Source organism: Providencia sp. PROV040 (genome assembly GCF_032706145.1).
Taxonomy (GTDB): domain Bacteria; phylum Pseudomonadota; class Gammaproteobacteria; order Enterobacterales; family Enterobacteriaceae; genus Providencia; species Providencia hangzhouensis.
This window is the reverse complement of record NZ_CP120530.1, coordinates 2,110,165-2,124,418: the sequence shown is the minus strand read 5'-3', so window position 1 is coordinate 2,124,418 and position 14,254 is coordinate 2,110,165. Positions and strand designations below refer to the sequence as shown.

Genomic DNA, 14,254 nt, shown 5'->3' with positions numbered 1-14,254 from the left:
TCATTAAATACTAATAAAATTTACCCTCCTAAAGCCTTTGACGGGTAGTCATTAATAAATGCATCGTATATCTGTACAAAGTACATACGTTTAATGATTCCGCACACTAACTGAGGAAATTTTATGGATTATGACTATAGGCAAATAGACCGCTGGGAAAATGGTCATGCATATACAAGCGATGGTGTATTACTACTCCCGACTCTTCATGTAACCCCTGATAGAATTTTACCAGACCATATTCTGAATGCGATGGCAAAAGGAATATGTGGAGTTTGTGGGGTTAGTAACTGCCGTTTTGAAAAAACATCTCCTTATAAAAAGATGTTAAGTGCCTACCAAAGTGGAAAGCTCGAGTTAATGTTTATCATTTATTGGCGCTCTTTTGGCGGATTATACAAAATGATGAAGCCCAAAATAGAGCAGGATTTAAATGAGATAAAGAAACAAGAAGCAGAGGAAATTAAAGGTTCAGTTAAATTTGCAGCTGATTTTTATAAAGAAGCTTTTAATACTTACGGTGAAAAAGCAGAGAAATTGGCTAAAGCTATGGCAGAACAAGCTAAAGGAAAAAAGATCCGTAATGTTGAGGATGCATTAAAAGCTTATAATAAGTATAGCAATAATATTAGTAGGAAAATTGATGCAAAAGATCGCAAAGCCATTACAGCAGCATTAGAATCAGTTAAAACTGAAGATATTGCAAAAAATTTCAAGAAATTTAGTAAGGGTATGTTATACACAAGCCGAGCAATTGACTTTATTGATTGGTCAAATGAATTAATAAAAGCAATCGACACTAATAATTGGAGACCTTTTTTTGTTAAAACAGAAACAATAGCGGCTGGAATGGCAGCTACAGCTCTTGCTGGATTCGCTTTTAGTGCATTGCTTGGCGGGCCTATTGGTATACTAGGATATGGCTTAATTATTGCAGGGATAGGCGCATTAATTAATGATAGTTTAGTCGAAGAAGCAAATAATTTGATTGGTATTTAGCCATAAAATAGATGCTATTTACTTTGCTGACAATCTTCTTATAAATAGAGTTATAATAAAAACCAACGTAATTGGAATAGATAATAAAAATACGACACCACCATATATGGCTAATCCTCCAGCCTTACCCGCTGTGTCCATAAATAAGCCTCTATTCCAAAATTCTCTAGTGGTAAACATGAGAAAGAAGCTTTCAACTGCCCATTTCGCAAATGGGAAAATAATAATACCAACAACACTAATAAATAACATCAGTGACTTATATTTGAGTTCACTCCCCAAATAAGAATATAAAAACAGGGCTCCCATAAACCAACCCCAACACATATTTTGAATATAATATTTTTTATTCATTAACTATTTCCTTATTCTTCTATGAAATATGATAGCAAACTCTATATGAGAATGAGAACTCATATTAACTCTAGTTATTAGTATGCATTGATATCTTAAAGTTGCTGATTAATTAGTACTTAATAATTACTTTATGTTAATGTGTGATTATCTATTATTCATTACAAAGGATGGTATTATGTTAAAAGTCATTGCGGAAGATTTTATTAAAACTGAGGCGATTGAAATAGTTATGCCTCTATATCGTGAATTAGTCGCAGCAACCAAGCAAGAACCTTTATGCATCAGCTACAACCTTTACGTTGACCAAAAAGACCCGGGGCACTTTATTTTTATCGAGGAGTGGCCGAATCAAGAAGCATTAGATATCCACTGTGCTAGTGAACATTTCCAGCGCCTAGTTCCGCTCATTAACCAGTATCAAAAAGCCGCACCAACCTTTAAGTTTATGAATGTGCTTTTGAGTGATTAGCTTTGTCTATAAACTTACGAAAATCTAACTACTTGATAAATTGCTTGTTTTTATTAATGGATTTAATTCTCTATAACCCTAAACAAATACAATTATATCAATCCTCTAAATAGTTCGGTCTGTCGCTAGGCGGCAAGCTAAACGAGGCCCTAGGAGCATACATAAGTATGTGACTAGGGCGAGTGTGCGACGCCAACAACGCGACAGGCCGAAATATGACGAGGATTTTTAGAACCAAGGAGCTTGGATCATAACCGCTCCATAAAACAAGGCACGACCCGCTAATTCACCGCTAAATATGGCTAATATCACTAAGGCAATTAAAATCGCCGATGGCGGTTTCTTATATCCTTTCATCGCCACAATGCAAGGCAATAGCATACTCATCACAACTTGCCACCACAGCAAATAGCTTCCACCTTGGCTTGCAGGTAATTGCAGGCGAATGATTTGCGCGATTAATACCAATGCAACGCCTATAAGCACACCGACTTTAATTGACGATGGTAATGGCTTTCCTTGCCCAATAACAAATAAGGCCACTAGACTAAAACCAAGGACAATTGCACTGCCTATAAATGCGATTTGTGTTGCCGGAGTATGCCATAATGGGTGAGCGACCATTTGATAATAGACTTGTGCCGTGACAAGTATAGCGGCTAATCCACCAATCCCACTTATCCAGCCTAATATCGTGTTGCGCATGTTTACTGTGGGCTGCAACCAGCAAGATAGAGCCCATAACGTGACAACGCCATTTAATAATACAAATGTCACGGCCTCGCGGCTTAACCATGAATGGCTTAACCCCAAAACGGAACGGTATGCTTCAAGAGGCACACCTAAATGCCCCATTGACATCGATGAGCCAATAACTTCAATCAACCATATCAATAGCACTGCTCGACGCAATACAGGCCCTGATAATAGGGACTCTTGACTGGCTTTCATTTGGTAAATAGTTAATGCGAGAACTGCCCCGATCCCCCACTGGCTCATCACTGTAAAAAATACCAGAGGGAGTTCCATATGTTTAATATCCATGATTAGTCCTCCATCCCAATAATCACAATATTTGGATTACTAATTGTGTGATCGGGCATATTATAGCGCTGCTCCAGTACCGCCCAATTTGTCGTGTGCTTTTTACGTAGCTCGGTAATATCACCAAACTCAATAGCGCCCGTCGGGCAAGACTCCACACACCTTGGTAGTAGCCCTTCATCTAACCGTTCTGCGCACATATTACACTTGCTCGTTTTCCCTTCAGCAGGATCAAAAACAGGAGCATGATATGGGCAAGCCATGATACACATCTGGCAACCGATACATTTTTCATGGTCTTGAACGACTATGCCATCCGCCCGTTTGGTATAGGTGTCAGCAGGGCAGACTTTCAAACATTGAGGATCATCACAATGATTACAAGACATCGTAATAAATGCTTGGGCATTCGGTGAGTCATCATTAAATTCGCGAACTCGACGCCACAAAACCCCTGGTGGGGTGACATTTTCGGATTTACAGGCCATTGAACAAGTACGGCAACCATAGCAATCTTTTGTATTTATCAAAAAACCATATTGCTTAACCATGATTACGCCTCCCTTCTGACATCAACTAACGTACTATTACAGCAGTGCCCTGTTCCCAAATGTTCAACTTGGTCATTCGTGACATGACTGCTGCTTCCCCCCTGCTGCTCCCACCAGCCGTTATCTAGTGAAATCACGCCTTTTTTAATATGCGTTGTCACAACAGCAATGGCTCTGTGTTCTCCTCGGTCATTAAAGGTGATTGCCCATTCCCCATTCTGAATACCTCTAGATTTAGCATCTTCTGGGTGAATTAAAACATTCGGCTGATTTCGTTGTACTTCCAGAATCCATTCATTCATTCCATGACTTGAATGCACACTACGCGCTAACTTGCGCTGAACCGCCATTAATGGATACTTTTTGGCTAATTCAGGTGAACCTTTAACAGACTCGGTCACTTGGTAGTAAGCGACGACAGGTGAGAAATTTTTCTTTTGCCAATCTTCAACAAACAAGTGCGCTTTTTTAGTCGATGTTCTAAAAATACCGTCTTTGAAAGGAATCCAGTCTCCTTCTACGGGACGTACTGGGCCTTTTTCTAACATTTGACGAGTGATGCCTGAACCGACTAAACAGGCATCAATGTAGTGTTCTATTGGCTTATTGAATACATCTCCAAAGCCGAAACGCTCTGCTAACCGGGCGAAAATCCAATAATCGGGTTTTGCTTCACCAACAGGTTCAACGGCTTGTTCCATTAATTGAACATATTGGCTACGTACCCCCGCCATCAAACTTGTATCTTCAAAAATCGTTGTAACAGGTAGGACTAAATCTGCATATAACGCTGTTGAGCTCATGAGATTATCAGCCACCACTACAAATGGAACTTTCTTCAGAGCCTCCCTAACCTTGTTAGTATTCGGTAATTGGGTCATAACCCCCATTGTCATAATCCACCAAAAATTAATCGGATGCGGCTTTTTATTGACGATAAAATCACCAACTTTAGCCACCGGAATAGGTGGAATATTTTTCACATTCGGAGCAGGAGGAACGATTGGACTAAAGTTAGCCATTTGCCGAGCTCCACCGGCATCACAAACCCCCGCCCCTCGTTTACCGATATTGCCAGTGAGTAATGCAAGGTAGAATTGACTTCCTGCAACATAAGCACCGTGCTCAGTTCGCTGTGCTCCTGACATATTTTGCACAATCATTGAAGGTGTTATTGATGAGTAATCCCGAGCAAGACGTACGATAGTTTCCGCTGGAACATCGGTTTCTTCACTGACTCGAGCAACATCCCATGCTTTGGCTTGTTGATAAATTTGCTCAAAAACCGTGGTATACCCCAAATCTTCAGGAAGCTCCTGTTGGAATAGTGCCGGTTTAATACCCGATGAATCATGACGAACTAATTTTTTGCTTAATATGTCGAAAACTAAATAACTGTCCTTATCGTCATTATTTTGCCTAACTTGTTTCTGATTGGCGTCAACTAAATAAACAGCGCCTGTATGTGTTCTAAGGAAGTTTTCGTCTATTCGGTTTTCTTCAATAATGATTTTGATCATTCCCAATGCCAAAGCCGTATCCGTCCCTGGAATAATCGAGATCCACTCGTCTGCTTTTGCAGCGGTTTCACTATAGCGCGGGTCAATAACCACTAGTCGAGCACCATTTCTTCTCGCTTGGTTATAATTTTTAAAATAGGCTTGCATGGTAACAGCAGGATTATTTCCCCAACATAAGATATAGCGGCTGTCGGCTATCGTATCTCGGGTATCTGCATACCTTAAACCTAGCATTGGGATCATCGCTGCTGTTACCGCTGAACAACACAATGAACCCGCCTGTTTCGTTGCTCCGCCTAAATAATCAAAAAAGGCTTTTCCCATATCATTCTTGATAGAGTCCATATTCCCTGCATGCGTGGAAATAAATAACCCTTCATTACCATATTTATCAATGGTTTCTCTGATATTTTTTTCGATAAGATCCAGCGCTTCATCCCAGCTTATCGGTTTGAATTCCGCTTTACCTTTTTCGCCGACTCGCAGTAATGGGGTTTTGATGCGTTGCTCATGATAGACCCATTTAGTCCGGCTCATACCTCGCAAGCAACATTTGACATTAAACCCTTCAGTCGCCTGTATTTTCATCAGCTTACCTTGATAGGTATATGCAGTTAGGTTGCAATGTAAACACTCCATTGCACAAGTTGACCGAAATGTTTTGTAGTCCGACAATTTTAGTCGCACCTTAGGTAAGGGTTGATTGCTGTTTTCTTGTGTATAAGAACAGGGAGCAATACTCGCCAACCCCACAACACCAAGCCCTTTGAGCAGAGTTCGGCGTTTCAAACGTAGTGAATTTATAGTTTTCATTATAGTAAACCTCGACATTGCTTTTTAAAGTTCACTATATATATACTTCATTCACCAAAAGTGAACTTGAGTAGCATCAATAATTCTATCTATTTATAGGTAATAACGTACTACCGCTTTCAGATTATTTGTTTGTCACGTCGGGTCGTTAGCAGCACAAGGCAACTCATGGTAAAATACCCAAACTTGTTAAATTTAGGTGGTTTATGTATGTCTACTCTGCAAGGTGTTAATTCTGTTGATATAGCCGTAAGCATTTTAAATTATATTGCTCAGAATGGAGGTATTGCGCGCGCAGCGGATATTTCAAAAGGCTGTGAGATATCAAAAAGTCGGCTACATAAATATCTTGTTTCACTATGCCGTACACAAATGCTGTATCAAGACATTCAAACTAGCCGTTATGGCTTAGGCCGAAATTTAACCTTCTTAGCCAATTTTGTTAAACCTGAAGACTCTTATATCGACACTATTAATAATGCTTTGATTCAATTTCGTGATGAACAAAATGTCTCAACAGGTGTTGCCACCCGCTTAGGGAAAGCACTTTCTTTGGTTAAATATAATCGTAGCTTTAAAAATATTGAAATTGACTTTTTACCTAACACGCCATTGCCTGTCGTAAAAAGTGCGGCAGGGCTGGTTTATTCAGCATTTGATGGCCAATTTGGCTCCAATTCCTATTCACAAGACGAAATTAATAAAGTGACCCAACAAGGTTATGCTATCCGTTACCAACCAACAGAAGGTATTCCCGGAGCGCAATCTATTGCTTGTCCTGTATTTAATGGCGAAGGTCAGCTTGTTGCTGCCGCAGTGACGATGGGATTTATTGCAGAAAATGAAATGGAAAGATTAGCAACTGCATTAATCAAACAAGTTAATAAACTAAATTTATAACAACAAACCTTCATGATAATAACTCAAAAACAATAAAGCCGAGATTATCTCGGCTTTATTAGTTGATTATTTTACATCGATGCGAGGCAATTCACCCATTTCTTTGAGTTTTTTAGAAATTTCACGGCGCTCTTTGGAAAGCTCAGCGTTCTTGATAATATAATCATCAACACGATCATCATAATCGCTACGCATGTTCGCAATAATTGCCTGAATATCCTCAATCGACATGCCTGGTTTTATATATTCACTCAAGTTATCCAGTAGCAAAACACGCTTCTGGTTATCACGAATTTTTTTCTCATTGTCGGTGATTTCACGACGAATTTTATTTTTGCGACGAAACATACGCACAAATTCCAGAACATTTTGGAAAGACGGCTTGTTAGCGTTGTCCATGTTTAAAACCCTCTAGTCAATATTCAAAACGCATTATCTATTAACACAATACATTCTAATCCTATCGTGTTACAAGCCCGTTTCGCATATTTATCAAATTATTCCGCTGAAACTTGATTTCACTTTATACTTTAACGACCAAATTATCGGAGTGATCTTTATCAAACTTATTTCTCTGATCTTTACTTCCGATTTCTTGATTACCTGTCCCGTCACCTCTGAGACAAAATGCAGATAATATTGTCGTAATAATCACAAATCCCCCCATGACGAGATAAGTATGAGCAAAACCAATTTGATCGTATCCCCAGCCAGCTAATGGCGATAAAATACTTGCAACTACAGAGCTCATGCAGCTAAAGCCAACCAAATAAAGTGTCGATGACAAACGTTTATCAAAATGAAGGCTGTTATATTTAAAAATCGCGACTAAAAGAATCGGGAGTTCAACGGCATGCAGTAATTTCATTATCGATATCATAATTGCACCATCAACTAAGCCTGAACCAATAATGCGTAACGCCATCACTGAACTCGCAAATAATAACCCATTTTTAGCACCTATCCGGTTGACGATAAATGGTGCTAAAAACATCCCCCCTGCTTCCAAGAAAACCTGCAATGAGTTTAGATAACCGTACATCTCATTACCTAATTGTTCATTCTGAAATTGATGAGCAAAATACACCATAAATTGCTGGTCATATACACTGTATATACAGGTTCCTAATACAAATAATATTAAAGCCCAAAATTGAGGTTGTACAAACAATTGTAGAGCGTCTTTCACGGTTATCGTAGAAGGTTTGCCATGTTCAAGGCTATTATAAGCATCCGTATTTGCCGTTTTTAATTTCAATAGAATAACTAAAAATAATAGGCCTGAAACAGTTGCCATAATAAAATTGTAATCAGGGTTCACGTTAATGTTACGCCCGGCAAAAAAGGTAGCTGTCGCCCAACCCAATGAGCCCCACATCCTCGCTTTACCATACTCAAAATTACGTAATCGGCTGACCCTCTCTGTATAAGACTCAAGCACCCCAATCCCTGCGTGAAAGGTCATACCAATAAATAAGCCACCAATTGCACTGCCTAAAAATACATTCCATTTTAGCAACGTACCAAAAACCATAAAAAATGGCCCTGATGCAATCAGTAATACTGCAATAAATAATAGTAAATTTTTTCGTAACCCTAATTTATCCTGCATGAATCCATAAAGTGGTTGCGCGCAAAGCGCCACAATCGAAATACAAGAGAAAATAACCCCAGTATCTGCGCCATCTAAACCAACATATTTACGCAGCCAGATTGCAACGACAGAAAATGTTGATGACCAGGTGAAAAAGAAAAAAAACAATAATGCACTCAAAGAGGCATAATACTTTCTTGAACCACGATTCATATTTCATCACCTAACAAAAATTATCCTGATGAAATGTTAAGGTTAACATTAATTACAAACCACAAAATCACCTATTAATTGTGATGTTAATCACCAATGTTAACGTTAACAATTAATATATGTGACGCTTATCACAATACTTATAACTTAAGATAACGACCTCCTGCAGGGTAAAATATTCTATCGAGTTATCAAATTAAACTACTATCAATCGCGCCAGTTCAATATCAGATAGCCTTGGTTTAGCTTTCACAGTAGATAAGGTATCATTAATCAACAATGTATAGTGAATGCCAATAAATTAACCACTATCAATCTACTATATAACCATCGAAATGGTGAAAACGTTGCAAGATAATAAAAAACAACCTACTTTTTTTATTCATGACTATGAAACTTTTGGTAAGCGCCCTGCTCTTGATCGGCCAGCGCAATTTGCAGGCGTCCGCACCGACCTTGATTTTAATATCATTGAAGAGCCAGAGGTTTTTTATTGCGCTCCAGCTGATGACTATTTGCCGCAACCTGAAGCCGTCATGATCACTGGGATCACCCCACAGGTCGCATTATCTCAAGGCGTTAATGAAGCCGAGTTTGCTAAACGAATTCATGCGGCTTTTAGTGTCCCCAATACCTGCATTATGGGTTACAACAATATTCGTTTCGATGATGAAGTTACCCGTAATATTTTTTATCGAAATTTTTATGACCCGTATGCCTATAGTTGGCAGCAAGGAAATTCACGTTGGGATTTACTCGACACTTTGCGTGCCTGTTTTGCGCTTCGCCCTGAAGGTCTTCAATGGCCAGAGAATGAAGATGGCCTGCCGAGTATGCGTTTAGAACATTTAACTAAAGCGAATGGTGTTGCTCATGAAAATGCTCACGATGCAATGTCTGACGTTTTAGCCACCATTAACATGGCCAAACTGTTGAAAGCCGCTCAACCCAGAATGTTTGATTATTTTTATCAATTAAGAAATAAAAACAAAATAAGTCAACTTATTGATATTGTAGAAATAACACCACTAGTTCATGTGTCTGGTATGTTTGGTGCATTACGTTCTTATGTCAGCTTAGTCGCTCCTCTTGCTTGGCACCCTGACAACAAAAATGCCGTTATTATGTGTGATTTATCTGCTGATATCTCACCATTAGTTGAGTTAGATGTTCAACAATTGCGTACCCGATTATATACACCTAAAGCTGAATTGGCAGGCGCTTCTCCCGTTCCTGTAAAACTCGTTCACATTAATAAGTGCCCTATTTTAGCACCAGAAAAAACACTGCGCCCTGAAGATGCGGAACGAACCGGTGTTGACCGTGACTTGTGTATGCGCAATCTGGAAACTTTACGCAAGAACCCTGAAATTCGTAATAAATTAATTGAGTTATTTAGCGAGCCACAAGTATTTACAGAGTCGGATGATGTCGATACACAAATTTATAATGGATTCTTTAGTCCTTCTGACCGCTCAACCATGGATATTATTCGTGAAACATCGCCACAGAACTTGCCTGCATTGGAACTCAGTTTTGAAGATAAGCGCATGAAAGAGCTCTTCTTTCGCTATAAAGCACGTAACTACCCTGCCACCTTGTCTTATGATGAGCAGCAACACTGGTTACAGCACCGTAGAGACTACTTTAGTGAAGAGCGTTTAACAGAATATATGCAACAAATACAGCTATTACTTGTAGAGCATCAACATGATGAAAAGCGTTGCCAACAATTAAAAGCATTGATTAGCTATGCGAGAGATCTCGCCAGTTAATTTAGTAATAAAAAAGGCAGATATTGAAACGTTTCCCAATACCTGCCTTTTGTTATTTATATGACGCGTTCATTAATGATCATGAGTATGAGCGCAGCCACAATCCCCTTCCCAATTTTTGCGTTTAGTTGTTTTACCTAAACCGGGGTTCATTGTATTTGTAGGGTCAGATTGTTTATAAAATGATTTTAATTGTTCTGGGGCTTTATATAAATGCCCTACGTTATGTTCCGCAGGATATTGAGCCCCCCTTTCATCTAATAAAGCTAACATTTTTTCTTTTAGTTCTTTCGGGTCAACGCCTTTTTTCAAGACATAGTCTTGGTGCATAACATGGCACATAAAATGACCGCAGTATAATTTATGAACTAATAGCTTTTCAATTTCTGGTGGTAATGTTTCAAACCAATTTCTATCATTGCGACGTAAAGCAATGTCGAGAGGTAATACATCTTCCACATCTTTATTATGAACAGCGTGATAACGAACAGCGGAGCCAGCAGCGGCAAAGCGGTGTAAAAATGCTTTTGCCCCCTCTTCTGGTGTACATTCAAAATAGCCGCCATCGGCGCTTGCAAAATAAGATTTTAGCCAAACTTTAGCCTCATCAATGCCATCTCCAGCCATTTTTAACATTAAATGGTGTTCATAACGATCACGGAACTCTTTCATGCGTGGTGGTAAATGAGAAGGCCATAATTTACTGAGAACCTGCATAGTACGGTCGATCAGATTTGATGGCAGGAATGGGACTTTATTTAATACTGCATCAATACGCCCTTTAATAGTGAAAAACATTGGCATTTTGTCAGTGCCAAATTTATCAATCATTAAAAAGGTATCTTTACCATAAACTTCTGCTATATCGAAGCAACCACGGTGCATATATTCACCTGCAACTGGCAGGTTTTTAAATTCACTTAAAATATAACGGCGTATATCTTCCAAAACGTCAGGGTTATTTGAACCGATATAAAATACCTGTGTTTTTTTATCGGCTGGGAAGGTATCTAAACGAACCGCAAACACGGCTAATTTTCCTGCGCACCCTGACGCTTCAAATAGACGACGTTCATCCGCGTTAAAGCGTGATGGTGTATCTGCATCGACATCACGAACGCGTTCTGCATACTCATGGTCAGAAGCGAGTTTATCGCTAACTTGTACGTCTTCACTACTATAGCCACGATTTTGTAAATTCGTCAGGATTTCTTCTGGTGTGTTACCTAAATCAATACCTAGGTGATTGACAAGCTCCACTTTTCCATCGTCACTGACTCGGCCATAAAGAGCAAGCTCAGTATAGGCGGGGCCTCTACGCACTAATGAACCGCCAGAACTATTACAAATACCACCCACAACTGAAGCTCCAATACAAGAAGAGCCAATCAAAGAGTGCGGTTCACGCCCTAATGGTTTTAAGATTTTCTCCAAATCGTACAAAGTACTCCCCGGCATCGCAACGACTTGGTTAAATTCCGGTAAAACTTGAATTTGGTTTAATTTCAACGTACTAATAATGACGATATCGCGATCATAGTCATAGCCACTCGGTGTAGACCCTTCGGTTAACCCTGTATTCGCCGCTTGCATCAGGACAATTTTGTCTGCTTCAACACACGCCTTGAAAACATACCACTGTTCGAGCAATGTTGTTGGAAATACAACCGCGATTGCATCCCCCATACCAGAGCGGAAGCCTTTACGATAACGTTCTGTTTTATGTGGCTCTGTTAAAATATTTTTTTTGCCAACAATATTCCTAAGCGTCAGTAATAACCGTTGATTCTCAGGTTTCTTTGCATCATTCATTTGTGTGCCTTATTAATCGAATTCGTGATTATCATAGTTCTGCATTATGTGTTGTAACAACAATATCACATAATATTATGATGTTAATAGGCTACACGCTTTATCTTAAATAATTCTTAACGGGTAAAAAAATAGCGCCTCAAGGCGCTATTTTTGAATCTAATTCTGGACATATTCAAAATAGTTCGTGTTGTAGCAAGGCGCCGAGCAAAACGATCATGGGAAGCATACATAAGTATGTGACCCATGTCGTTTTGAGAACGCAACGCAGCTACAGCGCGAAATATGAAGAATATTGTTAAACGTCGCTCATTTGCGGCATAGGCCGCTTAAACATACGTGTCAGTACAGCCATATAGACCAAACCAACTGCCGTCCAAACCAACCCGTAAACCATTGAGTCTTCTTCGATATTCAGCCATAACACACACACTGTCAGTGTACCAATAACAGGCAAAATCAAGTAATTCAGGATATTTTTGAACCCTGTCATGCGGCGTTCACGAATAAAGAATTGGCTGATAACCGAAATATTAACAAAGGTAAACGCGATTAACGCACCAAAGTTAATTAACGCGGTTGCAAAATCCATTTCAAACCAGATAGCGCCTAATGCCAAGAAACCAACCATTAATACGTTGTATGCCGGAGTACGCCATGTTGGGCTTACATAACCAAACACTTTTTCTGGGAATACCCCATCACGCCCCATAACGTACATTAAACGTGCGCTACCTGCGTGAGCCGCCATACCTGACGCTAATACCGTAACACATGAGAAAACCAGAATGATTGACTGGAAGAATGCACCAGCAACAAAACGCATAATATCTGGCTGTGTTTCATTAATATTCTTAAAACGTGAAACATCAGGGAAATACTGCTGTAAGAAGAAAGAAACAGTAATAAAAATAATTCCACCGATTAACGCGGTTAAGAAAATAGCACGTGGGATCACTTTGCCTGCATTAGGTGTTTCTTCTGACAGTGAGCTTAATCCGTCGAAACCTAAGAATGAGAAACAAAGGATTGTTGCCCCAGCAATAAGCGGGATCACTTCGGTTTTTTCATTAGCAAATGGGTTAAATGTCCAAATCTCACCTGAACCTTCACCATTTGAAACGCCGTGAATCACTAAGCCCGTAAAGACCGCCATTACCCCAATTTGGATAATCGCAATCACAGTACTTAAATTCGCTATCACGTTGATACCGCGTAAGTTTGCTGCTGTCATTAATATGACTAATCCCACAACAAAAATCGCTGGCTCAACATTAGGGAAGATATCTTGTAAATAAATTTTAGCCAATAAGATGTTGATCATTGGCATAAAAATATAGGACAACAAGGATGTCCAACCCACCAAGAAGCCAATATGTGGACTCATTGATTTTTGGGCATAAGTGTACGCTGAACCGGCTGATGGGAAACGTTTCACCAATTTACCATAGCTCAGAGCAGTAAACAGTATCGCAGCAAGTGCAATAATGTATGAAGTTGGAACATGTCCACCGGTTTTATCTGACACCATTCCGAAGGTATCAAATATCGTCATTGGCTGGATATACGCAATACCGATCATGACCACTTGCACCAATGTTAAGGTTTTTGCAAGTTGTACGCGGTTATTCGCACCCGTTTGATTGTGACCGATGTCTAATGGAATTGGTGTGTTATTTTGCACGTCTAAGCCCTCCCATAACTTTCGATTGCATACTACTTCGGCTTAATCGACAGTTACTGGGAAGACTTTGCATCTGCCTATAGGCAGAGAAAAACGAAGAGAGGGAGAAAGGCGTGTGAGCGAAGCCACCGAGAGCCCCGTAGTCATCGATACGGCAGCCGCCAGCGCCTGGCCCTGCTGCGAATGCGAAAAAGTAAGCCATAAAAGCATTCCTCAAATCGGTAGCGTAAAATGTTTGCTACACGTAAATATTAAAATTATCTCTCCGGCTCTATGTCCGGCCCCGCTAGAATGAACGTTCCTAAAAACAAAAAAACCGATGCTTCATTTGATTAAGCATCAGTTATTTTTTAGTTCGCGCATTTTGCACGCCATAACCACAAATAGCAAGTTAAATTGTTAACAAATCACCCTATTTTCCATGAGAAATTTTGATTATTTCTGACTTTTTCCCCTATCTGCTTATATCTTTTTTTCTGAGCGTTTTTATCGCGTTTTAATCAGCAAAAAACCCTTTGGTGGA

At 39.6% G+C, this 14,254-nt stretch carries 13 protein-coding genes; 4 read left to right on the top strand and 9 right to left on the bottom strand.

What is annotated here, in order from left to right:
* Positions 1-123: 123 nt before the first annotated feature.
* Positions 124-999: a colicin-like pore-forming protein gene (locus P3L40_RS09695; RefSeq protein WP_136134349.1), complete on the top strand. Its 876-nt coding sequence runs from the start codon at positions 124-126 to the stop codon at positions 997-999.
* An 18-nt stretch (positions 1,000-1,017) separates the two neighbouring features.
* On the opposite strand, the gene P3L40_RS09690 is transcribed toward P3L40_RS09695, so the two are convergent.
* Positions 1,018-1,353, bottom strand: a complete 336-nt coding sequence (locus tag P3L40_RS09690) for a colicin E1 family microcin immunity protein (RefSeq protein ID WP_136134350.1) — start codon at positions 1,351-1,353, stop codon at positions 1,018-1,020.
* Between the two features lie 178 nt (positions 1,354-1,531).
* Here P3L40_RS09690 and P3L40_RS09685 point away from each other — a divergent pair, with 178 nt between their 5' ends.
* Complete coding sequence (locus P3L40_RS09685; protein WP_136134351.1) at positions 1,532-1,825, top strand: putative quinol monooxygenase; 294 nt, start codon at positions 1,532-1,534, stop codon at positions 1,823-1,825.
* Positions 1,826-2,053: 228 nt separating this feature from the next.
* Here the strand turns inward: P3L40_RS09685 and P3L40_RS09680 are convergent, their stop codons facing one another.
* Genes P3L40_RS09680 through P3L40_RS09670 form a run of 3 tightly spaced genes read right to left on the bottom strand, consistent with a single transcriptional unit; the run spans position 2,054 to position 5,753 of the window.
* A complete protein-coding gene (locus P3L40_RS09680; protein ID WP_136134352.1) occupies positions 2,054-2,869 on the bottom strand; it encodes a dimethyl sulfoxide reductase anchor subunit family protein in 816 nt (271 codons plus the stop codon).
* A 2-nt stretch (positions 2,870-2,871) separates the two neighbouring features.
* Entirely contained in the window at positions 2,872-3,420 is a 549-nt protein-coding gene (locus tag P3L40_RS09675; protein WP_172412196.1) for a 4Fe-4S dicluster domain-containing protein, read from the bottom strand.
* A gap of 2 nt (positions 3,421-3,422) precedes the next feature.
* Entirely contained in the window at positions 3,423-5,753 is a 2,331-nt protein-coding gene (locus P3L40_RS09670) for a molybdopterin-dependent oxidoreductase (RefSeq protein WP_136134353.1), read from the bottom strand.
* A gap of 210 nt (positions 5,754-5,963) precedes the next feature.
* On the opposite strand from P3L40_RS09670, the gene P3L40_RS09665 reads away from it, so the two are divergent.
* Positions 5,964-6,653, top strand: a complete 690-nt coding sequence (locus P3L40_RS09665) for a helix-turn-helix domain-containing protein (RefSeq protein ID WP_036958098.1) — start codon at positions 5,964-5,966, stop codon at positions 6,651-6,653.
* Between the two features lie 66 nt (positions 6,654-6,719).
* Here P3L40_RS09665 and tmaR read toward each other — a convergent pair whose 3' ends face one another.
* Entirely contained in the window at positions 6,720-7,052 is a 333-nt protein-coding gene (tmaR, locus tag P3L40_RS09660) for a PTS system regulator TmaR (RefSeq protein WP_004253179.1), read from the bottom strand.
* A gap of 124 nt (positions 7,053-7,176) precedes the next feature.
* Positions 7,177-8,460 carry an MFS transporter gene (locus tag P3L40_RS09655; RefSeq protein ID WP_004253175.1) on the bottom strand — a complete coding sequence of 428 codons (1,284 nt, stop codon included), beginning with the start codon at positions 8,458-8,460 and terminating at the stop codon, positions 7,177-7,179.
* A 347-nt stretch (positions 8,461-8,807) separates the two neighbouring features.
* Between P3L40_RS09655 and sbcB the strand changes: the two genes are divergently transcribed.
* A complete protein-coding gene (gene sbcB, locus P3L40_RS09650) occupies positions 8,808-10,235 on the top strand; it encodes an exodeoxyribonuclease I (protein WP_136134354.1) in 1,428 nt (475 codons plus the stop codon).
* A 72-nt stretch (positions 10,236-10,307) separates the two neighbouring features.
* On the opposite strand, the gene dld is transcribed toward sbcB, so the two are convergent.
* The 3 genes from dld to P3L40_RS09635 all read right to left on the bottom strand — a co-directional run bounded on the left by dld (position 10,308) and on the right by P3L40_RS09635 (position 13,933).
* Positions 10,308-12,047, bottom strand: coding sequence for a D-lactate dehydrogenase (dld, locus tag P3L40_RS09645; RefSeq protein WP_004253168.1), 1,740 nt, complete (start codon positions 12,045-12,047; stop codon positions 10,308-10,310).
* Between the two features lie 298 nt (positions 12,048-12,345).
* Positions 12,346-13,731 (bottom strand): APC family permease, encoded by a 1,386-nt coding sequence (locus P3L40_RS09640; RefSeq protein WP_004253165.1) that lies wholly within the window; start codon positions 13,729-13,731, stop codon positions 12,346-12,348.
* Positions 13,721-13,933 carry a hypothetical protein gene (locus P3L40_RS09635; RefSeq protein ID WP_004253162.1) on the bottom strand — a complete coding sequence of 71 codons (213 nt, stop codon included), beginning with the start codon at positions 13,931-13,933 and terminating at the stop codon, positions 13,721-13,723. The genes P3L40_RS09640 and P3L40_RS09635 overlap by 11 nt, the downstream gene beginning before the upstream one ends.
* Positions 13,934-14,254: the final 321 nt, after the last annotated feature.